This is a genomic window from Rheinheimera metallidurans (assembly GCF_036983985.1).
GTDB classification, from domain to species: Bacteria; Pseudomonadota; Gammaproteobacteria; order Enterobacterales; family Alteromonadaceae; genus Alishewanella; species Alishewanella metallidurans.
Genome location: NZ_JALAHQ010000001.1, coordinates 710,236 through 736,264 on the forward strand (window position 1 = coordinate 710,236; position 26,029 = coordinate 736,264).

A 26,029-nucleotide genomic window follows, 5' to 3' on the forward strand; every position below is an offset into this window, starting at 1 on the left:
GCAGTATAAAACGTGGGTAGCCTTTGGTTATTTAACTTAGCTGGCTGCTTTCATGCTGCTAACAAATTGCTTCAGTGCGGCCAATAGTTGGCTTGGCTGATCTTTATATTGCTCAATCAGTTTTACAATAGCCGAGCCAGATATTGCCCCTGCGGCACCACTTTGAATAGCGTCTTTGACATGCTCTGGCGTTGAAATACCAAAACCTAATAATGGTGGTGCTGGGTTATAACTGCGCATGCGGGCAATAAGTTCACTGGTTGGCATTGATGCTACGGTTTCAGCTCCGGTTACGCCAGCACGACTTAACAAATAGGTATAACCACGGCCGTAAGAGGCTATTTCACGTAAGTCGTCGTCATCAACGTTTGGCGGTACGATATAAATCGGTGCAATGCCGTATTTAGTTGCACTTAGGCGAAAGGGTTTACTTTCGTGCAGCGGTACATCGGCTATCAACACCGAGTTTACGCCGGCTGCAGCGGCCTGTGCATAAAAATTATCAATACCGCGCGCCATTACTAAATTGGAATACAATAATAAACCGATAGGAATAGTGGCGTTATAAGCACGAATTTTTTTAATAATATCAAAACTAATAGCTGGCGTTACACCCGCGGCCAGCGCGCGAATATTAGCACCCTGAATAGTTGGGCCATCGGCGATAGGATCAGAAAAGGCAATACCAAGTTCTAACGCATCTGCGCCGGCATCAATAAGCGTTTTAATAATCGCAAAAGATAATTCAGGGTTTGGATCACCAATAGTAACAAAGGGCACAAAAGCACCGCGGCCTTCGCTTTGCAAGCGAGTAAACATCTGTTGGTAAAGTTTCATAATGAGCCTCCTGCTAATACGCTATGTACGTGGGCTAAGTCTTTGTCACCCCGGCCAGATAAGTTAACCAGCAACACGGTAGGTTCGGTGGCTTGCTTAGCAAATTTTAACGCATATGCTAGTGCGTGCGAGCTTTCTAGCGCCGGTATAATACCTTCAGTTTTTGCTAATAGTTGAAACGCGGCTAAGGCTTCATCGTCGTTAATAGCAATATATTGCGCACGCCCAGTTTGTTGCAAATGCGTATGCTGTGGGCCAACGGCTGGGTAATCTAAACCGGCAGAAATAGAATAAGACTCTTCAATTTGGCCGTCTTCAGTTTGCATAATCGCGGTATAAGCACCGTGCAAAATACCATAACTGCCAGTAGACAGCGCAGCACCATGCTGATGAGTGTCAGTACCTTTGCCACCTGGTTCAATACCAATTAGCTTTACGTCTGCCTCTTCAATAAAGTCAGCAAAAATACCAATGGCATTGCTGCCCCCGCCAACACAGGCAATAACTGCATCGGGTAATTTGCCTTCAGCCTTTAAAATTTGCTGCTTGGCTTCTTCACCAATCATTTTTTGAAAGTCGCGCACTATAGTGGGAAACGGATGCGGCCCCGCAGCGGTACCAAGCATATAATGCGTAGTATCGTAACTTGCTGACCAGTCGCGCATTGCTTCGTTTACCGCATCTTTTAAGGTACCGCTACCGCTGGTAACCGGTATTACCGTGGCGCCCATCAGTTTCATACGAAACACGTTAGGTTGCTGGCGTTCAATATCTTTAGCACCCATATAGATACGGCATTTTAAGCCCAGCAGGGCGCAAGCTAAGGCGGTGGCGACACCATGCTGACCGGCGCCTGTTTCGGCAATCACTTCCTTTTTACCCATGCGCTTGGTTAATAGCGCTTGGCCGAGTACTTGGTTAGTTTTATGTGCGCCGCCGTGCAGTAAGTCTTCACGTTTTAAGTAAATTTTCACCAGCGGGTTTGGTGAAATATTACGGCACAGGGTCAATGGCGTTGGCCGGCCAGCGTATTCAGTTAGTAACTGTTGAAATTCGGCATTAAACGCCGGATCAGCTATCGCATCGACATAAGCTTGCTCTAGCTGTTTTAGTGCGGGCACTAATAGCTGCGGCACAAACATGCCGCCGTATTGGCCGAAATAGGCGTTTAGTTTTAACTTACTCATAATGAAAATTCCGTATTTGTGAAAAGGCGTGCTGAATTTTGCTGGCATCTTTAACACCTGGCGCAGACTCCAGCCCTGAATTGAAATCAAGCCCAACTATTGGCAGCTTAAGTGCAGCGCTGCAGTTTTCGCCATTTAGGCCACCGGCTAACATAATTGGCGGTATATTCTGCGTTTGCTGTACTTGTTGTAGCAACTGCCAGTTAAAGCACTCGCCAGTGCCGCCGGGCTGCGCTTCGCTATAGGTGTCTAATAAAATACGATCGGCTAATAAGCTAAATGTGGGTAGCTGCTGTTTTATCCGATAGGCTTGCCAAATTTGACAGCCGTTTGGCAGCAGCGGCTTAAGTACGCTGATATAGCTATCGTCTTCATCGCCATGTAATTGCACTGCATGCAAGTTAAGGCTTTGCGCCAGTGTGGCAACTTCGACTGGCTCGGCATTCACAAATACACCGACAAACTTTAACGGAGCGCTTTGGCTTAAAGTTTGGGCTTGTTCTGCACTAACATAGCGCGCTGATGGCGGATAAAAAATAAGACCACCGTAGCTAGCGCCTGCTGCACAAGCGGCTTTTACATCTTCTGGCCGCGTTAGGCCACACACTTTATGCTCACCTAGTACTAGCGCACGGCAAGCCTCGGCTAAGTTGTCTTGTGACATTAATGAGCTGCCAACTAAAAATGCATCCGCTACTTGCGATAAATGTCGTACCTGCTGGTTAGTATAAATGCCAGACTCAGATACTATAGTAACGCCCGTTGGGATCAGTTTTGCTAAGTTAAAACTGGTATTTAAATCAGTACTAAGATCGCGCAAATCGCGATTATTAATGCCAATCAGTGTAGCGCCCAGCTTTACCGCCCGCAGCGTTTCTGCTGCATTACTTACTTCAGTTAGTACTGTCATATTTAATGTAGTGGCCACAGCGGCCAGTTCACGATACTCTGCATCGCTAAGTACCGACAGCATAAGTAACACTGCATCAGCACCACAGTGGCGGCCAAAATAAACTTGGTAGCTATCAATAATAAAGTCTTTATGGAGTAACGGTACTTCAACCAAACTACGCATAGTACGCAGATAGTCGTAGCTGCCTTGAAAAAATTTTTCGTCGGTCAGCACCGAAATACAGTCGGCATACTGGCTATACACTTGTGCTAATTGCGGTAAATTAAAATCGGCACGAATTAGCCCCTTTGATGGCGAGGCTTTTTTACATTCTAAAATAAACCGCGGCCCAGGTTGTTTAAGCGCCGCAATAAAGTTTCGTGTTGTAGGTTTAACGTCATTGATAAAGCTTGCCAAAGGTTGTTGCTGTTTTAGTGCTGTTACTTCACGACGTTTGTGCGCGACTATATTGGCCAGCACATTAGGCATATTAGTTTGCATGGCTTAGCTCCTTAAATTTTACCAAGGTGTTAAAGGCAGTGTCGGTTGCTAACAGCGCTAATACGGCTTGGGTATTAGCTTTTAAATTGTCACCCTTACCAGCAATTTTCAGCATTGCGGCGACATTAATTGCGACTGCAGCGTTATGGGCGTGTTGGCCTTGGCCTTGTAAAATAGCCAGTGTTGCGGCTGCGTTCTCAGCAGGCTCGCCACCGGCCAGCGCGCTAAGCGGTTGAGGTTCAACACCAAAATCTGCTGGGCTTAGGCTAAATTCGGTAATAACACCGTGTTCTAGTGCGCAAACATTAGTGGTGCCATGCAAGGCAATTTCGTCACAACCACTGCCATGTACTACCCAGGCGCGCTTTACGCCAAGTTGCTTTAACGCTTGGGCCATAACGCGGCATAATTTAGCATCGTATACGCCAAGTAACTGAAAGTCAGGCGCGGCAGGGTTAACTAAGGGGCCAAGTAAATTAAATAAGGTGCGGCTTTTTAGTGTATTGCGTACCGCCATCGCGTGCTTAATGCCGGCATGGTAAAGCGGTGCAAATAAAAAGCTACAGTTACTTTGCTCTAGTGCCTTGGCCGCTTGTTGTGGTGGCATCTGAATATTTACACCCAGCTGTTCTAATAAATCGGCTGAGCCAGAGCGCGACGACACACTGCGATTACCATGCTTAACCACTTTTAAGCCCATCGCTGCGCCAACAATGGCAGCGGTGCTAGAGATATTAATGGTATTGCTGCCATCGCCACCTGTGCCGCAGCAATCAATAGTGCCAGCCGGTAACTTAGGAAAGGCAGTGGCCGCAGCGCGCAGCGCACTGGCTGCACCGGCCATTTCGTCGGCGGTTTCGCCACGCATTTTTAGGGCAATTAGTAGCGCGGTTAAATGCACCGCATCAACGTCACCTTGTATTACCGCATTAAAAAACTGCTGCGCCTGTAAAAATGATAGTGGCTGACCGCTTAAGCTATGTTGCACTGTTTGTAATAGCGATTCACTCATTGGGGACCTCGCAGTAAATAACTGACGCTTTGTTGCAATAGCGGCTTACCCAGTGTGGTTAAAATAGATTCAGGGTGAAACTGAAAACCCAGCATGCGTTTGTTCTCGTTTATGACTGCCATCGGAATATGCCGCTCATTAGCTAGCAATGTTAGGGCTTCAGGCAGCTTATTGGCCATTAATGAGTGATAACGTGCTACCGAAAATGGGTTGGGTAAGTTAGCAAATACACTGTGCTCGGTTAGGGTTATGGCTGACGTTTTGCCATGCACGGTTTCGCCCGCTTGGCCAACGGTGCCGCCAAAGTGTTCAACAATAGCCTGATGCCCAAGGCAAATACCCAGTACCGGAAACACACCGTCACATAGCTTTAATAATTGAGGCATACAGCCAGCGTTGGCTGGGCTGCCTGGGCCAGGTGACAGTACTAACAGCACAGGGGCCGTTTCAGTTTGCATTTGTTGAAAAATATAGTCTGCCGGCAGGGTATTACGATATAACTTTACGCCGTAGCCAAGCTGGGCAAATTCATCTACTAAGTTATAAGTAAAGGAGTCGATGTTATCTAGCAAGTAAATGACACTCATGTATTACTCCTTATGTGCAGCGATAATGGCACTAATTACGGCTTGGGCTTTGCTGCGTGTTTCATCGGCTTCGGCTTGAGCAACCGAGTCAAATACCACGCCGGCACCCGCTTGAATATACGCGGTGTTATTTGCCACATAGGCTGAGCGAATAACAATACAGCTATCAAAATCACCATTGCCGGATAAATAGCCAACAGCACCACCGTAGCTGCCGCGGCGTTTACCTTCTACCTGACGAATAAGCTCGGCAGCTTTAACCTTGGGTGCACCAACTAAGGTGCCCATGTTCATACAGGCTTGATAAGCATGTAGGGCGTCTAGCTCGGGCTTTAATTGGCCGACTACGCGTGATACCAAATGCATAACGTAAGAGTAACGGTCTACTTTAAGCAGTTCTTTAACGTAGCGACTGCCGGGTACACTAATACGCGCCACGTCGTTACGGGCTAAATCGACCAGCATTAAGTGCTCAGCTTTTTCCTTGTCATCTTGGCGCAGCTCTAATTCAATACGGCTGTCTAAGTCGCGATCAATACTGCCATCAGCGGCAAAGCCACGGCGACGCGTACCGGCAATGGGATAAATTTCTACTTGGCGACTTGCTGCGTCAAACTTTAATGCCGACTCTGGCGAGGCGCCAAATAGCGTAAAAGCGCTATCTTTTAAATAGAACATATAGGGGCTGGGGTTTTGTTGCTTTAGCTTTGCATAGGCGGCCAAAGGGTTAGCGCAGGCCAGAGTGAAGCAACGTGATGGCACTACCTGAAAAATATCACCGGCGACAATATGCTGCTTTAGTTTTTCGACCTGTTCGACAAAATCAGTATCGCTAATATCGACATGCACTTGGCTACTACTTGGCGTGGTAAGTGATGACGCCGGTGTCGCTTTATATAATGGTGTTAGCTGCGGCTGCTGTAACTGCAGCTTTAGCTGCTCTAAGCGTTTGCCAATAACAAAGCAATTTGTCATTGCTTGCTCGCCACAAAATACATTACCAATTAGCCGACTTTGTTTAGTTTGGTGATCCATCACCAGCAAGGTTTCAGCTAAATAAAACACGTAATCGGGGCAGTTATTATCGAGGCTTGGCACACTGGGTAAATTTTCAACAGTAGCCACCATGTCGTAACCGATAACGCCGCCCAAAAAGATGGCAAAGGGCTCGTCACTCTGGCTGTTTAGCTGTTGTTGAATAGCGCGCAGCACACTAAATGGATTTGCAGCTTGTAGCCGAGCATTTTCTTCTAACAGCAGCGCTGGGCGCTGGTAGGTTAGGTTTAGGCTGTTTTCTGCCAAAGTAACCGTGGCATTGCTACTAAGTTTTTCTGCTAAATAAGGCAGTAAGCTAGCGCCATTGTCGCTAACAGCAGTAATGCTAACGCTTTGGTCGTTACACTCTATACGCAGCGCGGCATCGATTAGCAGTAAACTTTTTAAATTATCTTTACTGTCTATCTCAGCCGACTCTAACAACAACGCGTACGGGCTTTGTAAAGTTAGTGCGGCAAAGTTACCTAAGGCATCGCTTTGGTACTCAACTGGCATGGCAATACTTGCTACCTCGCCAGGAGAGTCTGTGATATGGCTAAAAATCATGTTTAAATTTACCCTTATAATTCAACAATGTTTTGCTTAGCCGGTTCCAACAATTTTGCGCGCCCATAAAAAAAGCCCGCTTCTTGTGGAAACGGGCTTCGGTAATTAAAGCTAATACAACGCCTACACACGCCCGTTGGGAATGTGCCACCACCAATTAGTTACGTTTAGGGTTGTTATAAATTGCATTAGCTTTAATCACTTTATATTTGTTGCCTACATAAAACCGCAAAACCCTAGTAGCCGTCAAGTGCTTATTTGCTATAAGTTAAAATTAAAACGTATAAGCTTCTGGATGGCTAATGCCTTGCTTTGCGATATTGCCGCTGTATGCGATAATAACCGGCTATTTTGAGGTATTAATGAAAATTGATTTACATAGCCACACTCTGTGCTCTGACGGCGTATTATCGCCAGCTGATTTAGTGGCGCGCGCGGTAGAGCGGGACGTGAATGCGTTGGCGATTACCGACCATGACACTGTTGCCGGTTTAGCGGCAGCACAGCAAGCTATCGATGAATTGCAGCTACCACTGACGCTGATTAATGGCGTAGAAATTTCTACTTCTTGGCAGCAACAAGAAATTCATATTGTCGGTTTAAATATAAACCCACATTGTCCGACGTTGTTATCGCGCTTGGCTATACAGCAGCAGCGGCGGTTTGAGCGGGCAGAGGAAATGGCGCGGCGCTTGGCGAAAAATCAGATCCCTGATGTTCTGCCTGCAGTATTAGCACTGGCAAATGGGGCGGCGGTAACGCGAACGCATTTTGCCCGACATTTGGTTGATATTGGTCAAGCTAGTTCGATGAATAATGTTTTTAAAAAATATTTAGGCCGCGGTAAAATTGGTTATGTACCCAATAACTGGGTCGATTTTGCTGAAGCTATACAGTGGATCCAAGATGCTAATGGTGTGGCAGTACTGGCGCATCCGTTAAAATATAAGCTTAATGGCAAGTGGTTAAGGCGTTTAGTTGAGCAGTTTGCCGAGGCTGGCGGTGATGCGATAGAGGTTATTTCTCCCCAGCAAACGCCTGTGCAAAAGCGTGAATTATGTGCTCTTGCTCAGTTGCATGGCTTAACGGCATCAGTAGGTTCAGATTTTCATCAGGTTACAACTTGGAATGATTTAGGAAAAAACCTATATTTAAGTGACGATGTACCAACGGTTTGGGCTAGTTGGCCGCAAATACCAGCTTCGCCACAAGTGTGATAAGCCCCAGATAATTGAAAGAAGAACAATAATGAGCCAATTTTTTCATATTCACCCAGATTCGCCACAACAGCGTTTATTAAAACAAGCGGTGCAAATTATTCAGCAAGGTGGCGTAGTAATCTACCCAACCGATAGCGGTTATGCGCTGGGCTGCCACGTGGGTGATAAGGGCGCTATGGAGCGCATTTTACAAATTCGCCAAGTAAGCGGTGACCATAACTTTACCTTGCTGTGTCGTGATTTAACCGAACTATCGGTATACGCTAAGGTAGAAAATACTGCGTTTCGTTTAATTAAAAACAATACACCAGGCCCTTATACTTTTATTTTGCGCGGTACCAAAGAGGTGCCTAAACGCTTGTTAAATGATAAGAAAAAGACAATTGGTTTGCGAATCCCTGAAAATAAAATTGCCTTAGCATTATTAGAAGAACTCGGTGCACCACTGCTTAGCACCAGCTTAATTTTACCCGGTGAGCGGTTTGCAGAGAGTGATCCTGAAGATATGCGGCTGCGTCTAGAAAAACAGGTCGACTTAATTTTACACGGTGGGGTTATTGGCGAAGCGCCAACCACCGTAATTGATTATTCGAACGATGAACCTGTGGTAGTTCGCGAAGGACGCGGCGACCCAACCCCATTTCTATAATGTGGTTAGCCGAAGCATAAAATGTTAGACGACATAGTGGTAGAAAATTTAACCGTACAGCAGCCGCTGCCCTTGGCCTTTGTTCGTGGTGAGGCGGTGCTGGAACGGCCTGATGATTTATATATTCCGCCCGATGCGTTAGAAATATTACTTGATGCCTTTGAAGGCCCGTTAGACTTTCTGCTGTATCTTATTCGTAAACACAAATTTGATATTGTTGATTTGCCGATTAATGAAATTACGCTGCAATATATTGAATATATAGATTTAATGCAGGGTTTAAACTTTGAGCTGGCAGCCGAATATTTAGTAATGGCGGCAATGTTGGCCGAAATTAAATCGCGGCTATTACTACCACGCCATAGTGAAATTATTGATGAGGAAGTAGACCCTCGGGCAGAATTGATTCGGCGTCTGCAAGAATACGAAGTGTTTAAACAAGCTGCTACAGAACTTGATTGCTTGCCGCGCGATGAACGCGATCATTTTAAAGCCACTGCCGCACTGCCAGATAATTTTTCCCCGCTGATTATTTTACCTGAAGTTGATTTAGCCGAGCTGACCTTAGCGTTAAAAGATATTGTAAAACGCGCTAAAGATTTTCAGCATCACCATGTTAAGCGCGAGCATTTATCTACCCGCGAGCGGATGAGCCGGATCTTAGATTTACTTAGCGCCCATCAGGGTTACTTGACGTTTTCGGCCTGTTTTGATGTTAGCGAAGGCCGGCAAGGGGTAGTAGTAACGTTTTTAGCCATGCTAGAGCTAACTAAAGAAAAATTAGTCGATATTATTCAGGTCGAAGCCTTTGGGCAAATTCATGTTAAATTGAAACAAGCTGAGGCATAATGGCGGCGAAAATTAATGACGCACAGTTATTGCAATTGGTTGAAGCGGCGATTTTTGCTGCGGATAAGCCATTAAGTGCAGATGATATGCAAACAACCGTGCTAGATGAGTTTAATGTCAGCAAAAAACGCTTAGCCGACACGCTACAGCAATTGCTACAAGATTATGCTGGTCGAGGTATTACGCTAGTTGAAACCGCTTCCGGTTATCGTTTTGTTACCAAACCAGAATTAAGTGATTATTTAGCTAAGCTATGGCCAGAACGTTCGCCGCGTTATTCGCGAGCGGTGTTAGAAACGCTATCGCTTATTGCTTATCGTCAGCCTATAACCCGTGGCGAAATTGAAGATATTCGTGGCGTATCGGTTAGTAGCCAAATAATCCGCACCTTGCTGGATCGTGGTTGGGTGAAAGTCGTTGGCCATAAAGAAGTACCCGGTCGACCTGGGCTATACGCGACCACAAAAGAATTTTTAGATTACTTTGGTTTAAAACATTTAAACCAATTACCCCCTTTGCCAGAATTTCAGACGCTAAGTTTGGATTTGGCTGACACCGTCGTGACGACAGGAGAATTACACTAATGAGTGATAAAGCAGGTAGTGAAAAACTACAAAAAGTATTAGCCCGTGCCGGCGTGGGTTCGCGCCGTGAAATGGAAGACTGGATCAGCGGTGGTCGCGTCACCGTTGACGGTAAACCTGCGGTATTAGGTGATCGGGTTGGTTTGAAACAACAAATTCGCGTTGATGGCCATCCGGTACAGATAGCCAGCACAGAAGAGCAAATTTGCCGAGTACTAGCCTACCATAAACCTGAGGGTGAAATTTGTTCACGCACCGATCCTGAAGGTCGGCCAACCGTGTTTTCGCGCCTACCTAATATTAAAGGCGCACGCTGGATAGCTATCGGCCGCTTAGATATAAATACCTCGGGTTTATTGTTATTTACCACCGATGGTGAATTAGCTAACCGTTTAATGCATCCTAAGTTTGAAGTAGAACGTGAATATGCCGTGCGCGTATTTGGCGAAGTTAACGATGCCATGGTACAGCGGCTGCGCCTTGGCGTTGAGTTAGAAGATGGTAAAGCTAATTTCAAAAAAGTTAAAGCACTACCAGGTGAAGGCATTAACCGTTGGTTTCATGTGGTGTTAACCGAAGGCCGTAACCGCGAAGTACGACGGATGTGGGAATCGCAGGGCGCGGTAGTTAGCCGGTTAATTCGTATCCGCTATGGTGATTTATTGCTACCAAAACATTTACCTGCCGGTGGTTATGCCGAATATGCACTGGAAGACGTAAACTATTTACGCAAACTCGTTAGCATGCCATTAGAAGTAGCCAGCTTAGTGAAAGATGAAGACCGAGTAGAGCGACGTCGGCGCATGGCCAGCATGAAACGCGCGGTACGTAAGCACGATATCGCCGCGAAAACACCTGAGCGCACGCCAAAAGAGCGTAAACCAAGTGAAGCCAGGCCGGCTAAGCCAGACGCCGCCAAACCAGCAGGGCGCAGAGGCCCGGCCAAGCCCAAAGGTAAGCCGGTACGGCAACCTAATGGTAAAAAGCCCAGCCGCGAAGGCAGAGGTTAATATCAAACAACAAAGGCGCGAAATGCGCCTTTGTTGTTTTTAAGCATAAATTTATATTGCTTGGGTTAAGTTCAATCCAGGTATTACTGATACTCTATCTTGTGTTTAGTATTTATCTTATTACATTTTTTCGTTGCAATGGTGTCTTTTGGGTTGCAATAATGTCGACAGCTCAAGGTTGTTAGTAGTAAGGCGATTGATGAGAAAAACAAATATATTTAGAAACCTTAGACCGGAAAATAAAGTCAGCTTTCTAGTTGGTTGGCGGCAATTGAAACGGCATAGACAAATTTTTGCGTTACTCGTGTTAACTCTCTGGCTAATCAGTCCGATATTAGTGATGGTTGGCGGCGATTTTATTAACGTACAACTGATAAATTTTTTTAGCGGGCCAATACTTTTCTACTCTTACGTTACCGTGTTTTCTGTATCGCCTAATAGTCGGCGTAGTATTGTTAATCAGTTGTCAGTACAAGATGACCGGTTAAGCATTGCCGGTGAGGTTTTACCGGCCAATGTGAAAAAGTTGGTGCTGGGTAAAGACCCTGACCGTGGCGTTGCTTTTATTCAACTGGCCTGGAATAACGGTGACGAGTGGCAATTTGCAATTGACGAATACCAAGCCGTGGCAGACTACCTGGCGCAGCATCTGCCACAGCTTAATGTCGTGTATGAATAGTCAATGCACAGTGCTTTTGCGCACCCTTCATATTTAACCCTGTGGTAAAGCCTTGTTATGCTGCACTTTATATTTGCGTTTGTAATAACCGGTCAGCAATATCAAAGCTGTTAGCCCAAGCACCGGCGCCGCCAGCCAGCTAACCAGTTGCCAATTTCCCGGTAACAAGTCAGCCAGCATTCTGCGGCCACCAGCGGCGAAAAATGCGGTGTAGACAGCAATACCGCTGCCAATCATGGCGCTAAAGTGTTCAATAATCCAAGCGCGTGGTGCTACTTCAGCTTTATAAACATAAAGGCTGATGGTAGTTGCGGTGATAAGACTGACGATAGCGAAAATAATCAGCAGTGGCATACCCACAGTTATGCCTTGATAGGCAACATACAGTGCAGTTGGAACCAGCAATAGCACAGGCCCCTGATAAAACCAACGCCGCAGTATAAGGCGATCTGTTTTGGCACGCAGCACGCCAATGGCATGACGCACAGTGACCCAGGTTAGCAGACTAAGCAGTAGCAAAAATTGCGAAAATGGTACCCGCCATACCAGCATGCGTTGGATTTGTTCGGCACTCATTTGTCGTCCTGCGGTGTAAATGCCAACAGGGTCGTATAGTCCCATCAGGCTCATTACGATGCCTGAGCTGGCGACGATTAACATAATGTAGTAGAACGCTTTGCCAGCGTTGATATGCAGCTTGCTGCCTTTACGGGCAATAACAGGCAGCCAATATAATAGTAAGGCAACAGCGCCTAACGCAATGTGCAAATACAGCAATGAAGTGTGAAAAACTGACATAAAAACCTCCTTGATTAATAGCCACAGCTTACGCGTTGGCAGATGCTGGCACAGGTGCCGAAAGTCAGGATTTGCAGATATGACTTCTGGCCTATTGCGGATAATTTCTTGTTGCGCATAATGCGCTGATGAAAACAAAAATTGATTTCGCCACTCTGGCCGGTTTGCTGACCTGGCTGCTGGTGTATGGCATCAGCATTTTTCTGCTGCAAAAAATCCAGGCTGGCCAAAGCCAGTGGCTGGTGCATCTTTTATTTCTGCTGTACGGCGGCTTGTTTGTCGTGCTAACGCGGGATAATTGCGATTTTGGCCTGCGCGGCCGTTTTGGCCCGCCATTGTTGTGGCTGCAATTGCTTGTTGCCTTTGCGCTGCTCTGGCTGTTACCAGCGCGCAATTTTGAATTTGTGATAATTCTGACAGTGATCTGGGCGGCGATGTTGCCTTTTGTGATGCGTACCGCTTTGGCACTGCTATTGGCACTGTCGGTTATCGCGCTCTGGTATTGCATAGTGGCGTGGCAATCTGGCAAAGCGGTGTGGATCACTGCGCTGCTATACGGTAGCTTTCATTTGTTTGCTGTGCTGGTACAAAGTGCCAGCCGCGATGCCGAAGCGGCCAAAGAAGAGCTGGAGCAAAAGCATCAGCAATTACAGGCAACGCAGCAATTGCTGCAAGCGGCTTCCCGCCAAAGCGAACGTACCCGCATTGCCCGCAATTTACATGATGTCGTTGGCCATCATTTAACGGCGCTGACGATTCAATTGCAGGTTGCCGGCCATTTAACCGATGGTGAAGCCAAGCTGCAGGTAGATAAATGCCACCAATTGGCCAAGTTGTTACTGGCAGATGTACGTGAGGCGGTAAGTACTATGCGCCAGTTTGCTGATATGGCGTTATTGGATGCACTACAACCTTTGGTGTCGTTATTGCCGGAAAAGCTTGCGGTAACATTGCAGATCCCCGCTGATATTATGCTTAACGATTTACAGCAGGCGCAGCATTTACTGTGTATTGTGCAGGAAGTATTAAGCAACAGTTTAAAACACAGTGGTGCCTCTGAAATTCAGCTCAATGCCACTGTTAACGACGGCAAATTACACCTGACAATCTTTGATAATGGCCGGCTGCCTGCAAGCTGGCAGCCGGGTAACGGCATTAAAGGCATACAGGAAAGATTGGCTGAATGTGGTGGTAGTTTGACGTTAAGCGCGCGACAACAGGCGATGCAACTTAGCATAACGTTACCATATAAAGAGAGTGACAATGCATAGGGTATTACTGGTAGACGATCAGAAGTTGATCCGTGATGGTATTAAAAGCTTGCTCGGCTTGAGCGGCAAAGTTGAGGTAGTAGGAGAGTGTGCCGACGGCAGCGGCGTAGTAGCAGCATGCCAGCAGCTGAGTCCGGATATGATCTTGCTGGATTTATCTATGCCGGTAATGAATGGTGTACAAACCCTGGCAGCGTTAAAACAGGCTGGGATTAGCGTACCGGTGCTGATTTTAACCACTTTTGATGAGCACGAGCTGGTGTTAAAAAGTATTACGCTGGGCGCGCGTGGCTTTTTGCTAAAAGATGTGTCGCTGGAAACTCTGGTAGAAGCCATTACAACTCTGGCAGGCGGTGGTAGCTGGTTTGCGCCGAATATTACCGAGCGTCTGTTGGGGGCAATGCGCAGTAACGAGGCCAGTGAAAAGGGCGACTTTACTATGCCGGCACAACTTGAGCCGCTAAGTGATAAAGAGCTGGAAATTCTGCAGTTAATGGCGGCCGGCTACAGCAACAAAGAAATTGCTGCTGCGCTGTATAAATCGGAAGGCACGGTAAAAAACCAGTGCTCGGCGATACTATCAAAGCTTGGGGTGCGCGATCGCACCCGCGCTGTATTGCTGGCACTTGAGCTGGGGTTGATTAGCTAGCTTTTGTAACCATCGGGGTTAACCGACTGCCAGCGCCAGCTATCGCGCACCATATCATCCAGCGTTTTCTCTGCCTGCCAGCCCAGCAAGGTTTTGGCTTTTGACGGTTCGGCGTAACAGGTGGCAATATCACCTGGCCGGCGAGCGACAACCTGATAGGGCACCGCTACCTTATTTACTTTGCTAAAAGCATTTACCATATCAAGTACGCTATAGCCTACGCCAGTGCCTAAGTTTATCGCTTCAATACCGTTATTGTGCTCTAAATATTGTAAGGCTTTTACATGGCCTAAAGCTAAGTCAACTACATGAATGTAATCGCGCACGCCAGTGCCATCATGGGTTGGGTAATCGTTACCAAACACACTTAGCTGTTCACGTTTACCTACGGCAACTTGTGAGATAAATGGCATTAAATTATTGGGTATACCGTTGGGGTTTTCGCCAATACGACCGCTGCTGTGCGCGCCCACTGGGTTAAAGTAACGCAATAGCGTAATGCCCCAGTCAGGCTCTGCTGCAACTAAATCTTGTAAAATATACTCGACCATAAGCTTACTTTGGCCATAAGGGTTAGTGGCTGAACGGGGCGCTGTTTCAGGAATGGGCACGTGCTTGGCATCGCCGTACACGGTAGCAGAAGAGCTAAAAACTAACTTTTTAACGTTAAATTCGCGCATTACACGACACAGAGTAACGGTGCCTGTAACGTTGTTATCATAATAATGCAAGGGTAACTCGGTTGATTCACCTACCGCTTTTAAGCCAGCAAAATGCACTACGGCTTTAATATCATATTGGCTAAATAGCTGTTTTAACGCTTGTTCATCGCGAATATCGCCTTTAATACTAATAGCGGCGTTGTTCGTTAATTGCTCTACGCGGTTTAAGGCTTCATCTGAGCTATTGCTAAAGTTATCGAAACTAATAACTTTGTACCCGCTATTTAATAGCTCTAACGCGGTGTGGCTACCAATATAGCCAGCGCCGCCAGTTAGTAATATATAGCCCATTGTACTCTCCTTGTTACTAGACCTTACGGCAATACTTTTTTAAACGGCTTTACTGTTGAGCGAGCATAAACCCCTGCCGCTAAGTAAGGATCGGCATTCGCCCAATCTTTTGCCGCGTTAAGCGAGCTAAATTCAGCGACAACTAAAGAGCCGCTAAAGCCGGCGCTACCAGGATCATTGCTGTCAATTGCCGGTAATGGCCCTGCGATTAGCAAACGACCTTCGTTTTTTAATTGTTCTAAGCGGCTTAAGTGGGCCGGACGTGCGGCTAAGCGCTTATCTAAACTCTCTGCTACGTCTTCAGAATAAATCATATAAAACATACTAGTGTCCTTGCGCCGTGCGAATAAATACTGCGCGAACCTTAGCAGAAAGTCGGCTTTTCGCCAATGGAATTCAGCGTATAAGGCCGGTTCAGCACTAGGATTTACCCCAACACCCTGTTAGCATGCAGAGCGCTTAAAAAAATAATAATCAATTCTAATAAGAAATTTTCAGGGAGTTTTCGCCGCGATGAAACGTGAACAATTCAGTTCAAGCCTCGGTTTTGTGCTGGCAGCCGCCGGCTCAGCAGTAGGTATAGGTAATTTAGTCGCCTTTCCGGTTATGGCCAGTAAAAATGGCGGTGCCGCCTTTTTAATCATGTATGCCTTTTTTGTATTTTTTATCTGCTTGCCAATAATGTTGGCGGAGATGAGCTTAGGCCGTCATACCAGACAAAATCCATTGGGTGCTTACACCGACATTGGTAAAAATGCCGCTTGGCGCACTGTGGGTTGGATGTCGGTGATTACGCCGTTTATGATTGGTGTATTTTATTTAGTTATTACCGTGTGGATCTTTGGCTATTTAGGTAAGTCGGTGTTGGGGCAACTAACTGAACTTGCTGATCCAAGTAGCTTTGGTGCTTTTATTAATAGTAACGAGCTATTTGTCTATATGGCCATTGTTGTTGGCTTAACTTTTCTTATATTACAAGGTGGCGTTAAACAAGGCATTGAAAAGGCCGCTAGAGTATTAATGCCAATGCTGTTTGTCATGCTTATTGCTTTGGTTATTTATGTTATGACCTTAGATAATGCCATGTTAGGTGTTAAGTTTTTCTTAATTCCTGAGTTTGATAAGTTAACGGGCAAGGTACTAAACGGCGCATTGGCACAAGCATTTTTCTCGCTGTCGCTGGCTATGGGTATTTTAATTACCTACGGCTCTTATATTCAAAAAAACAATAATATTGTCCACGCCGGTAAAATGGTGGCGGGCTTATCTTTGTTGGTAGCCTGTTGTTCAGGGTTGTTAATTTTACCTGCGGTGTTTTCATTTAATCCAGATATTCAAATTAGTACCTTATCTGAATCTAGTATCAGTATGATTTTCACCTTTTTACCGAAAATATTTTTAGCGATGCAGGCAGATATTGGTTATTTTGGTGCGTCCTTCGTTGCTAGTTTTTTCTTCTTACTAGTGTTTTTTGCTGCGCTAACCTCACTGGTATCTATTATCGAAGTGCCGGTAGCCAGTTTAATGGATAGTAAAGGTGTAAGTCGTCGCTCGGCATTATGTGTGCTTGGTGGCGCGATGATTGTACTGGCTATTATTTCTGCTTTGTCTTTTGGTCGGGTTGAGCTGTTTAGTAACTTGCTAAGCTACGGCGGGGTAGATAAGTCATTTTTCGATCTGGTATATGATATTTTCTACGAAACTATTCTGCCGCTAAATGGTTTCTTACTGTGTCTGTTCGTTATTTACCGCTGGAAGAAGCATAACCTTGACGCGGAGATTAGTCAGGGGAACCCTAGCTTTAGCGGTTCGTTACTACAAAAGTATGTTAACTTTTCATTAGGTACTTTTATTCCGCTGATTTTGGCGGTGATCTTTATTAATACCGTATCGACTATTTTCTTTGGTAAAAACCTACTGTTTTGATCATGCAGTAGATAAAAGAAAGGCCGCAAATTGCGGCCTTTCTTTATCGGTATAAGTAAATTACTTTACTAACTTTTGCTGCATTGCTGCGACAACGCCAGGAATATCTAACATTGCTTTTTCACCGGTGCGGCGGTTTTTGTATTCTACTTGCTGGTTATCTAAGTTACGTTCACCAATTACAATGCTGTGTGGAATACCAATCAGCTCCATATCAGCGAACATAACGCCTGGGCGCTCTTTACGGTCGTCAAATAGCACTTCAAAGCCTGCAGCAGTTAACTCGTTATATAAGCGCACGGTGGCTTCTTCAATGCGTACCGACTTGTGCATGTTCATCGGAATTAACGCAATTTGAAATGGTGCTATCGCATCTGGCCAAATAATACCGTACTCGTCATTATTTTGTTCTATGGCCGCGGCGATAATGCGTGACACACCCACACCATAGCAGCCCATGGTCATAATTTGATGTTTGCCTTCTTCATTCAGTACACCGGCTTTTAATGCCTGAGAGTATTTGTCACCTAATTGGAAGATATGACCTACTTCGATACCACGCTTAATAACTAATTTACCCTTACCACAAGGGCTGGCATCACCTTCAACGATATTACGTATGTCGGCTACGGTATAATCTTGGATGTCCCGCTGCCAGTTGACGCCAGTTAGGTGATAACCGTCTTTGTTTGCGCCGCAAATAAAGTCGGTAAGGTGGGCGGCGCTGCGATCAACAATCACCGGTATCTTGCTAGCAACTGGGCCTAATGAGCCTGGGCCTGCGCCGATTGCTGCGCGAATTTCCTCTTCTGAGGCAAATACTAATGGGCTTTGCACCTGAGGAAGTTTTTCCGCTTTAATTTCGTTTAATTCGTGATCGCTACGTAGTACCAAAGCAACCAGTGTTTGTGTTGCTTTTGCATCCGCCTTTGTTGCGTACACGACTAAGGTTTTACACACTTTGGCGGAGCTTTGATTTAGTAGCGTGGCTACATCAGCTACAGTTTTAACATTCGGGGTGGCTACTTCAGTTAATACTTCGCTAGGAGCTGCAGGTTCGCCTTGTGGCGCTAATGCTTCGGCCATTTCAATGTTTGCCGCGTAATCGCTAGCATCTGAAAAAGCGATAGCGTCTTCGCCAGAGGCCGCCAATACATGGAATTCGTGCGACATACTGCCGCCAATAGCGCCGGTGTCGGCGAGTACTGGACGAAAGTTCAAGCCTAAACGGGTAAAGATATTACAGTAGGCTTGATACATTGCATCATAAGTTTGCTGCAAACTGTCTTGTGATAAATGAAATGAGTAGGCATCTTTCATCAAAAATTCCCGTGCACGCATTACGCCAAAACGTGGCCGACGCTCGTCACGAAACTTAGTTTGAATTTGATATAAGCTCAGTGGTAGTTGCTTGTAGCTGGTAATTTCGCGACGAACTAAATCGGTAATAACTTCTTCGTGGGTTGGCCCTAAAACAAAATCGCGAGTGTGCCGGTCTTTAAAACGCAGTAGCTCTGCATCCATTTGCTCCCAGCGCCCAGATTCTTGCCATAGCTCAGCTGGCTGTACCATTGGCATTAATACTTCAATAGCACCGGCTTTATTCATTTCTTCACGAACAATTTGCTCTACTTTACGCAGCACGCGCACACCAGTAGGTAAGTAGGTATACAAACCTGATGCAACACGGCGCACCATACCGGCGCGCAGCATTAATTTATGACTAATAACTTCAGCGTCGGCTGGCGTTTCTTTAAGGGTAGATAATAAGTACTGGCTGCTGCGCATGGCATTCTCATATTGGTGCTAAAAAATAGCCGCCATTCTAGCAAGGCGGCAGTGGCAATTCTATTGGAGTTTTAATTGGTGTTGGATCAGCTTATTGGTAACGTGCTGTTCGGCTGTCATGCCACCGACAGAGTATATACTGCCATCAATATCTATTAAGCCGCGCAAGTCCATTACTGCCGTAGTATCGGCCGCTTTTAACCAGCGCTGTTCTGTTAAAGAATAAAGCCATACTTTACTATTGGGTGCTGACGCGACGTTGTTATAGCCAATACCGTTGTAGTTATATGGGTTAGTGCTGCCACCAACAAAAGCAATAACATCTTTACCATCTACTTTACTGGCAATAGCGGCCATACGATAGCGCGCCGTGCCAGTCGGATGCGGCACCTTTCGCCAGTCTATACTATTCGCGTTGTCACCAACACTACCTAAATAACAGGCTGGTTCGCTTACAAACTCGCGTTTGCGGTCAGTATAATATTGTAAGGTTACGCCATCACAGAGCAACATCTTATTGTTTAGCATTGCACCGGCTAAGCCAAATACGGGGTTACCGGGGAAAGGCGTTGCTTGAGACCAACGTTGGGTATAATTATCAAAGAGTTGGACTAAATTAACGTTGCCATTGTCGCTCCAACCACTGACTAAATAGATGTAGCGGTTCTGGTAGGTTAGTGCCACTGCATCATCTACTGGCACGGGTATATCATTAAGTTTTGTATAACGTTTGGTTATCGGGTCAAGCCGATAGCTATCTGCCACCGTTTGCTCGCTACCGTCGGTATTTACGCTAAAGCCACCAAACACAAAGAAGTTATTATTCAACGCCACGGCACTGGCCGCAATGCGCCCTGATAAACGTTGCTGGCTGGGTACTGCTGGCATATCGTGCCAGCCGAAATCACCTAGCGTGTGCATAAATACTTTGTTATGAATATCCGCTTGCTGCTTGCCTTGGCCAATACCCATAAAGCTAGCAATGTAAGTTTTGCCGCGAATATGCACGCTGGCTACTGCATTATTGCTTACCGGTTCGGGTAAATCGGGTAAGGCTGCTGCTGATACGGCAATACAGGTTGTTGCAGCTGCCAAACTACTCAGGTAGCTGATGTATTTCAGTAACATGGTTATGTTCCCCGTTAACGGTCCATTTTATATTGTAGTTATATAGTGTCATGCCATAACTTTGTTCGCCGTCACGTTGTTTTTTATACGACGGTCGTGGATCTTGTTTTAGTACTTTTTCAATAAATAACTGTAAATCTGGATACTGAATTTGCTGTTGGCAAAAAATACTGGCGGTTTCGGTAAAACTGACGGTCATTGCGGTGCTAGGCGCGGCATCAGCAAAGCCACCAGCGGCGTTTGGTAGAGCGTCAGAATAGGGTAGGTAAGGCTTTATATCAATAACGGGTGTGCCATCCAGTAAATCGATACCGCTAATTTTAAGCATTAGCTTACCGTTTTTACGTTCTACACCGTCTAGCTTTACCACTGATAAGCCAATTGGGTTGGGCCGAAAGGTTGCCCTCGTCGCAAATACGCCTTTACGGGCATTACCACCTAAGCGTGGTGGGCGTACCATCGGTGACCAGCCTTTATCTGCAGTTTCGTGAAAGACAAATAACAACCATAAGTGGCTAAAGCTGTCGATACCGCGCAGTATAGCCTCATCGTTATACTCATTTTCCAACACCAAATAACCTGTAGCTTCTGCTATAAGACCCGGCTGGCGCGGAATGGCAAATTTTTGTTTGTAGGGCGATTGAATATAGCCAACTACATTAAATTGATAAGCTGCCATAGGCTCCTGAGGTAAAACACTAACGTGCGTAATGTGCTAATTTATAAAAGCCTAAAGTAGCATATTGTTTTTAAATAGCTATTTTTCGTTAAGGTGGCAATCGCTTAAATCAATAGTATAAATATTATCCAACTTGTCGATAGAAGAATGGCTAACGCTTAAATCTTTTACCCGGCCGTTGCGCAGACTATAAACCCAGCCATGAATAGTTAAGGGTTGGCCGCGCTCCCATGCTTCTTGCACAAAGCTGGTATGACATAAATTGCGTACCTGTTCCATCACGTTTAATTCAATCAATCGATTAACGCGATCGTCTTCATCAGCAAAGGCGTCTACATCATCGCGGTGCATGGCATACACATCTTTTACATTACGTAGCCAGTTATCAACAAAGCCCACGCGTTGCTTGGTCATAGCCGCCTTAACACCACCACAACCATAATGACCGACGACCAATATATGCTTAACTTTAAGAACTTCAATGGCATATTGTAATACTGACAAGCAGTTCATATCTGAATGTACTACTAGGTTTGCAACATTACGGTGGACAAACAGCTCACCTGGCAATAAGCCCACTATTTCATTAGCAGGAACACGGCTGTCTGAACAACCTATCCACAAATACTCAGGAGCTTGTTGCTCTGAAAGTTGCTTGAAGAAGCCTGGCTGCTCTTTTTCGATGCGGTCAGCCCAGTTTTTGTTGTTAATAAACAGCTGTTTAAAAGCAGGCATAGCTCTACCTTGAGTGTAGGTTGACGAGGAGAATACTAATTTTACCTGCTTTTTTTACACCGGCAATGATTAATTTGGAAAAGTTTCGCTTAGCTCGGTGGTAAACAAACTATTTGGTCATGTTTATTGCATTAGCAAGAATATAGTAAAGTATGTTATACAATGTTTAAACGTTAAATGTAATATGCACTCTGTGTGCTGCTTATTATATCTAGAATGTAATTTGATATTATCATTAACCTAAGCTGAATGAGCGTGGTGTTTTTATATAATACAATTTCAATAATATCTTTATTTTTTTCTATAATTTAATTATTCTGATCCCAATTATGATAGGAGGTTACAATGTCCATTTTGTTAGATAAACGCGAGCTGAGAAAAGCGGCGAAAGAGGTCACACTGGCTAAACTGACCGATATTATTGAGACCTTAAATGCGGTTATGGTTGAACGGCAAAAAGAAGTTGAGCTTATTACACAGCTAGAGCAATTAGCAAAATCACAAGGTTTCACCTTAGAACAGTTAGGCTACAAACTTAATAATGATGCTGCAGTAGTGCCGATGGATAGCGCAGTTAAGGCTGATAAGCGGCCAACAAAGCCTAAATTTAAAACCATTAATAAAGAAAATCAGTACTTCTATATTGAACATGGTGAATTATTGCTATTGCGTACTCATACGATGAAAAAGAGCCTGCAAGATCGTGGCATTGATGTTATGCCTTTAGCTAAAGTTGACAAAAAGCACGCTAAGCAAATAGATACCTTAATTGCTGATGCCACAGTGCAAGCTGTTGAAAATTTTAATGCTAAAGTTGACGCGTGGAACGAATGGGCGGCAGCGAATGGTGAAGAGATTTTAAGCAAAAAATAAAGGTTATTAAGCAAATAATAGCTTAATAAATAAAAAACCGGCTATTGCCGGTTTTTTATTTAGGTTGTGCGTCTAAGGATTGACCATTGACGTGTTTACTATCATTACTCATTAAGTATAAATACAGCCACATTAATTGTGCTGGTGTTTTCAGTAAACTAACATCTTCGCCTGGGTAAGCACGGCTGCGCATTTTAGTGCGGGTGGCGCCAGGGTTGATACAATTTACTCTAATGCTGCTGTTTTCAAATTCATCAGCCATTACCTGCATTAAGCCTTCTGTAGCAAATTTTGACACTGCATATGGCCCCCAATATGCTCGGCCTTTTCTGCCAACACCCGATGAAGTAAATACAATAGACGCATTACTTGAACGCTTTAGTACCGGTATCAAAGCCTGACTCATCAGCATGGCAGCAGTAACGTTAACCTGCATAATATCTTGCCAAGTATCTAGGTCAATGTGTTCAAATGGGCTAAGCACACCCAAAATGCCGGCATTATGTAATACGCCATCTAGCTTGCCAAATTCAGCTTCAATGGTGCTGGCCATATCTCGATAATGTTTCGCTGTGGCACCCTTTAAATCTAATGGGATAATAGCGGGTTCATTGGCACCCATAGCAATAATTTCGTCGTAAACAGCGGTAAGCTTACTTACGGTTTTACCCAGTAATATAACCGTTGCACCATGGCGAGCATAAGTCATGGCTGCTTCTTTGCCTATGCCATCGCCTGCGCCGGTGATTAATATTACTTTATCTTTTAGTGCATCAGTAGCTGCTTGATAATCTTGCATAAAAATTTACCTGTTGCCGCAAAAACGGCGCAAGCATACGCCCAATTAGTCAACTTTGCACCTTTCTTCGTGGATTCTGTATTTTACAGCTAGCGAATTGCGAAAGTTTGAGTTAACTTTAACTGGTCGTAGCTGTTGCAGCTATATATAAAAATTTCCAATATATAAAGCATAGGTTTGCTTTATATAAAAAAAGACAAAATAAGGATAGGGGAGAAACTATGAACAAGCTGACACTGAGTGTGGCTGTTGCTCTGGCACTGGGGTTAACCGGGTGTGGTGAGTCTTTAGATGATATTAAAGCTGATATTGGTGATAACACTGCAAAAACTTACTCTAGGGTAGTGTTTGATCCGGGTGCCGCTACTCCGCGTTTATCAGTGCCAAACGACTTGTTATTTCAAGGCACCACTGATGGTACATTAACCACTGATAGTGGCGCATCACCTGATTATTCTGATCCTCAGGTGGCATTAGGTGCGCTTGATGGTTGGTCAACACAGAACCCTTTTGCTATTGATATCGATTTTGCCCCGGGCATTAGCCTTGATCCTGCTACCGCATCTTTGCCTGGCGCAGTAAAAATATTTGAAATTATATCTGGCGGTGCTACCTCTGCCGATGCCGATTGCCGGCCGGTTACGCAAGGCCATGCTTGCAAAATTGTTGGCGAGTTAACCTTCGGTGTCGATTTTCTATCAGGCGCTAGCGGTAAAAGCGTCGCTGTTATTCCACTTAAACCGCTTAAAGCTGCAACAACCTATATGGTGGTGTTGACCTCAATATTAGAAGACAGTGCTGGCAATGCTATTGCGCCATCAACGACTTATGAATTAGTAAGACAAGATAAAGATAGCCTACCGCTTGCAACGCCATCACAGTTGGCCTTACAGCAACTCATTAATAGTTTTGAAAATGTGGTTGAAGCTGAAGGTGTAGATCGCGACAGTATAGTTTACACGGCGGCTATAACGACTCAGTCTACCGATATTGTATTTAACACCATTAAGCAAATGCTTACTCAGCCAAGCTTGCGGCCTACAATGGGCTTAGCAGCACAAGGTTATACTGTTGCTGATGCATTGGTTCAGGCTGGTGCTATTCCTGCTAATCAAGCAAACTTAAGCAACCCCGCCTATGCTGCAGCAACCAGCGCACAGGTTTATGGTGGCGTAATTAAACTACCTTATTTTAGCGGTGTACCTACAGACGAAAACCCGTTAGCACCATTAAATAGCCGCTGGATGGCGCAATTTGATAGCCCTGTTACCTTGTTGGGTGCTATTCAAGCTGGCTTGGTTAACCTTGCAGATTTAGGTTTAACACCAGCTGACTTACAAAACCCAGCAAACTTACTTGGTTTTAATCTGGGTATTGATAAAGCTCGGCATATTACAAAGTTCAACCCTGTACCTAAGGTAAATCAAATTGCTGATGTGCCGGTATTGATGACAGTGCCGGATTTAGCGCAAATTAATATGCTTCGCGCTTTACAACAACAACCGGCGATGATTATGCCTGCTGGCGGTTGGCCCGTAGTGATATTCCAACATGGTATTACCGGTAACAAAACTAACGCGCTAGCTGTAGCCGGTGCGTTGTCGATGGCTGGTTATGCCGTTGTGGCTATTGACCACACCTTGCATGGTGATCGTGGTTTTTCGGTTGATGTAGAAACCGATGGTGTGACAAAAACGGTAGTTATTAACGCATCAACACATGACGCCACGGATTATATGAACTTACAAAGCTTGCTAACCACACGTGATAACGTGCGTCAGAGTATTAGCGATATTCTCGGATTACGTGCGGGGCTTAACTTCAGTAACTTAGCGCAAACAGGTGTTATTAATCCAACAGATGTGCAGTTTATGGGGCATTCATTAGGTGCAATTTCTGGTGCATCTGCGGTTGGCGCCGCAAATACGCCAGTACAAAGTGCTACGCTTACCGACGAGCAAAAAGCGCAAATTGATGGTTTATATGCACTAAAAACCGCCACCTTAGCTATGCCTGGTGGCGCTATTGCTAATTTCTTGCTTGAGTCAGCGCAGTTTGGTCCATTGATTAAGTCATCGGTATTATTCAGTGTTGGTACGCCTGAACTTAAAGCCGCATACGTTCAGTTTGCTACGGCACAAACGGGTTGTGGTGGCGCCTTAATTCCGCCATTTGCATCGTGTTTTAATGCGTTTGAAGGCTACTTGCGTGCTCAAGGTCAAGATACAACGGTAGCTGCGTTGTATTCAGGTTTCAGTAAGTTTGCTTTTGCGGCACAAACGGTAATTGATGCCGGAGATCCAAATAACTACGCGCAAAAATTAGTAAGTAGCGCAACGCCGGTGTATATCATTGAGGTTGCAGGTGACGGTGCAGATGCCCTGCCAGATCAGGTTGTGCCCAATGGCATTTTCTCGGCAATTCAAGCGGTAAGTAAAGGTAAAATGCCGTTAGCTGGTACCGAGCCTTTGGCGCGTTTATTGGGTGCAACTGGCATTGAAAATACTGCGGGTGCTAAATTAATTAACGGCAGCAACTCAATAGGCCGTTTTAATATTGGTAACCATGCGTCTATATTAGATCCAACGGCAAGTGCTGCGGCAACAGCTGAAATGCAGATGCAAACGGCAAGCTTTGTTAGCACCAAAGGTGCGGCTATTGTTGTAACTAATGCGAGTGTTTTAGCACCAGCAAACTAAACAATACCGAAACGTCTTACAAGCCCAGCTATAATGCTGGGCTTTTTCTTTTGCAATAAACC

General features: G+C 45.2%; 25 protein-coding genes. 11 read left to right on the forward strand and 14 right to left on the reverse strand.

The window, feature by feature from the left end:
- Nucleotides 1-36 precede the first annotated feature (36 nt).
- Genes trpA through MN199_RS03430 form a run of 6 tightly spaced genes read right to left on the reverse strand, consistent with a single transcriptional unit; the run spans nucleotide 37 to nucleotide 6,618 of the window.
- Nucleotides 37-837 (reverse strand): tryptophan synthase subunit alpha, encoded by an 801-nt coding sequence (trpA, locus tag MN199_RS03405; protein WP_335738410.1) that lies wholly within the window; start codon nucleotides 835-837, stop codon nucleotides 37-39.
- Nucleotides 834-2,024 carry a tryptophan synthase subunit beta gene (gene trpB / locus MN199_RS03410; RefSeq protein WP_335738411.1) on the reverse strand — a complete coding sequence of 397 codons (1,191 nt, stop codon included), beginning with the start codon at nucleotides 2,022-2,024 and terminating at the stop codon, nucleotides 834-836. The genes trpA and trpB overlap by 4 nt, the downstream gene beginning before the upstream one ends.
- A complete protein-coding gene (trpCF, locus tag MN199_RS03415; RefSeq protein ID WP_335738412.1) occupies nucleotides 2,017-3,417 on the reverse strand; it encodes a bifunctional indole-3-glycerol-phosphate synthase TrpC/phosphoribosylanthranilate isomerase TrpF in 1,401 nt (466 codons plus the stop codon). The genes trpB and trpCF overlap by 8 nt, the downstream gene beginning before the upstream one ends.
- Nucleotides 3,407-4,429: an anthranilate phosphoribosyltransferase gene (trpD, locus tag MN199_RS03420; protein ID WP_335738413.1), complete on the reverse strand. Its 1,023-nt coding sequence runs from the start codon at nucleotides 4,427-4,429 to the stop codon at nucleotides 3,407-3,409. The genes trpCF and trpD overlap by 11 nt, the downstream gene beginning before the upstream one ends.
- Nucleotides 4,426-5,016, reverse strand: coding sequence for an aminodeoxychorismate/anthranilate synthase component II (locus MN199_RS03425; protein WP_335738414.1), 591 nt, complete (start codon nucleotides 5,014-5,016; stop codon nucleotides 4,426-4,428). Before MN199_RS03425 ends, trpD begins: the two co-directional genes overlap by 4 nt.
- A 3-nt stretch (nucleotides 5,017-5,019) precedes the next feature.
- Nucleotides 5,020-6,618, reverse strand: a complete 1,599-nt coding sequence (locus MN199_RS03430) for an anthranilate synthase component 1 (RefSeq protein WP_335738415.1) — start codon at nucleotides 6,616-6,618, stop codon at nucleotides 5,020-5,022.
- A 362-nt stretch (nucleotides 6,619-6,980) separates the two neighbouring features.
- On the opposite strand from MN199_RS03430, the gene rnm reads away from it, so the two are divergent.
- From rnm to MN199_RS03460, 6 genes are all read left to right on the forward strand, one after another.
- Nucleotides 6,981-7,835, forward strand: coding sequence for an RNase RNM (gene rnm / locus MN199_RS03435; RefSeq protein ID WP_132586695.1), 855 nt, complete (start codon nucleotides 6,981-6,983; stop codon nucleotides 7,833-7,835).
- A gap of 31 nt (nucleotides 7,836-7,866) precedes the next feature.
- Nucleotides 7,867-8,487: an L-threonylcarbamoyladenylate synthase gene (locus MN199_RS03440; protein WP_335738416.1), complete on the forward strand. Its 621-nt coding sequence runs from the start codon at nucleotides 7,867-7,869 to the stop codon at nucleotides 8,485-8,487.
- A 21-nt stretch (nucleotides 8,488-8,508) separates the two neighbouring features.
- Nucleotides 8,509-9,336, forward strand: a complete 828-nt coding sequence (locus tag MN199_RS03445; RefSeq protein WP_132582395.1) for a segregation and condensation protein A — start codon at nucleotides 8,509-8,511, stop codon at nucleotides 9,334-9,336.
- On the forward strand, nucleotides 9,336-9,920 hold the full coding sequence (scpB, locus tag MN199_RS03450; protein WP_335738417.1) for an SMC-Scp complex subunit ScpB: 585 nt from the start codon (nucleotides 9,336-9,338) through the stop codon (nucleotides 9,918-9,920). Before MN199_RS03445 ends, scpB begins: the two co-directional genes overlap by 1 nt.
- Nucleotides 9,920-10,930, forward strand: coding sequence for a 23S rRNA pseudouridine(2605) synthase RluB (gene rluB, locus MN199_RS03455; RefSeq protein WP_335738418.1), 1,011 nt, complete (start codon nucleotides 9,920-9,922; stop codon nucleotides 10,928-10,930). The genes scpB and rluB overlap by 1 nt, the downstream gene beginning before the upstream one ends.
- 304 nt (nucleotides 10,931-11,234) lie before the next feature.
- The gene (locus tag MN199_RS03460) at nucleotides 11,235-11,609 is read left to right on the forward strand and encodes a hypothetical protein (protein WP_335738419.1); all 375 of its coding nucleotides are present in this window, start codon (nucleotides 11,235-11,237) and stop codon (nucleotides 11,607-11,609) included.
- Nucleotides 11,610-11,642: 33 nt separating this feature from the next.
- On the opposite strand, the gene MN199_RS03465 is transcribed toward MN199_RS03460, so the two are convergent.
- The gene (locus MN199_RS03465) at nucleotides 11,643-12,407 is read right to left on the reverse strand and encodes a DUF2306 domain-containing protein (RefSeq protein ID WP_335738420.1); all 765 of its coding nucleotides are present in this window, start codon (nucleotides 12,405-12,407) and stop codon (nucleotides 11,643-11,645) included.
- A gap of 128 nt (nucleotides 12,408-12,535) precedes the next feature.
- Here MN199_RS03465 and MN199_RS03470 point away from each other — a divergent pair, with 128 nt between their 5' ends.
- Together MN199_RS03470 and MN199_RS03475 are read left to right on the forward strand one after the other, a co-directional pair.
- Nucleotides 12,536-13,678: a sensor histidine kinase gene (locus MN199_RS03470; protein WP_335738421.1), complete on the forward strand. Its 1,143-nt coding sequence runs from the start codon at nucleotides 12,536-12,538 to the stop codon at nucleotides 13,676-13,678.
- Nucleotides 13,671-14,327 carry a response regulator transcription factor gene (locus tag MN199_RS03475; protein WP_335738422.1) on the forward strand — a complete coding sequence of 219 codons (657 nt, stop codon included), beginning with the start codon at nucleotides 13,671-13,673 and terminating at the stop codon, nucleotides 14,325-14,327. Before MN199_RS03470 ends, MN199_RS03475 begins: the two co-directional genes overlap by 8 nt.
- Here the strand turns inward: MN199_RS03475 and galE are convergent.
- Nucleotides 14,324-15,340, reverse strand: coding sequence for a UDP-glucose 4-epimerase GalE (galE, locus tag MN199_RS03480; RefSeq protein ID WP_335738423.1), 1,017 nt, complete (start codon nucleotides 15,338-15,340; stop codon nucleotides 14,324-14,326). The two genes, MN199_RS03475 and galE, sit on opposite strands and share 4 nt — an antisense overlap.
- 23 nt (nucleotides 15,341-15,363) lie before the next feature.
- Nucleotides 15,364-15,663 (reverse strand): YciI family protein, encoded by a 300-nt coding sequence (locus MN199_RS03485; protein ID WP_132582411.1) that lies wholly within the window; start codon nucleotides 15,661-15,663, stop codon nucleotides 15,364-15,366.
- 190 nt (nucleotides 15,664-15,853) lie between these two features.
- On the opposite strand from MN199_RS03485, the gene MN199_RS03490 reads away from it, so the two are divergent.
- A complete protein-coding gene (locus MN199_RS03490; RefSeq protein ID WP_132582413.1) occupies nucleotides 15,854-17,266 on the forward strand; it encodes a sodium-dependent transporter in 1,413 nt (470 codons plus the stop codon).
- 60 nt (nucleotides 17,267-17,326) lie between these two features.
- Here MN199_RS03490 and MN199_RS03495 read toward each other — a convergent pair whose 3' ends face one another.
- From MN199_RS03495 to can, 4 genes are all read right to left on the reverse strand, one after another.
- The gene (locus MN199_RS03495) at nucleotides 17,327-19,054 is read right to left on the reverse strand and encodes a proline--tRNA ligase (RefSeq protein ID WP_335738424.1); all 1,728 of its coding nucleotides are present in this window, start codon (nucleotides 19,052-19,054) and stop codon (nucleotides 17,327-17,329) included.
- A 60-nt stretch (nucleotides 19,055-19,114) separates the two neighbouring features.
- Nucleotides 19,115-20,182: a Kelch repeat-containing protein gene (locus MN199_RS03500; RefSeq protein WP_132582417.1), complete on the reverse strand. Its 1,068-nt coding sequence runs from the start codon at nucleotides 20,180-20,182 to the stop codon at nucleotides 19,115-19,117.
- Complete coding sequence (gene tsaA / locus MN199_RS03505; RefSeq protein WP_132582419.1) at nucleotides 20,151-20,861, reverse strand: tRNA (N6-threonylcarbamoyladenosine(37)-N6)-methyltransferase TrmO; 711 nt, start codon at nucleotides 20,859-20,861, stop codon at nucleotides 20,151-20,153. The genes MN199_RS03500 and tsaA overlap by 32 nt, the downstream gene beginning before the upstream one ends.
- 78 nt (nucleotides 20,862-20,939) lie before the next feature.
- Entirely contained in the window at nucleotides 20,940-21,596 is a 657-nt protein-coding gene (gene can, locus MN199_RS03510) for a carbonate dehydratase (protein WP_132582421.1), read from the reverse strand.
- A 345-nt stretch (nucleotides 21,597-21,941) separates the two neighbouring features.
- Here can and MN199_RS03515 point away from each other — a divergent pair, with 345 nt between their 5' ends.
- Nucleotides 21,942-22,469 (forward strand): H-NS family histone-like protein, encoded by a 528-nt coding sequence (locus MN199_RS03515; protein ID WP_335738425.1) that lies wholly within the window; start codon nucleotides 21,942-21,944, stop codon nucleotides 22,467-22,469.
- Between the two features lie 55 nt (nucleotides 22,470-22,524).
- On the opposite strand, the gene MN199_RS03520 is transcribed toward MN199_RS03515, so the two are convergent.
- Nucleotides 22,525-23,268 (reverse strand): YciK family oxidoreductase, encoded by a 744-nt coding sequence (locus MN199_RS03520; RefSeq protein ID WP_418338067.1) that lies wholly within the window; start codon nucleotides 23,266-23,268, stop codon nucleotides 22,525-22,527.
- Between the two features lie 221 nt (nucleotides 23,269-23,489).
- On the opposite strand from MN199_RS03520, the gene MN199_RS03525 reads away from it, so the two are divergent.
- Nucleotides 23,490-25,967, forward strand: a complete 2,478-nt coding sequence (locus MN199_RS03525; RefSeq protein WP_335738426.1) for a VolA/Pla-1 family phospholipase — start codon at nucleotides 23,490-23,492, stop codon at nucleotides 25,965-25,967.
- Nucleotides 25,968-26,029 lie beyond the last annotated feature (62 nt).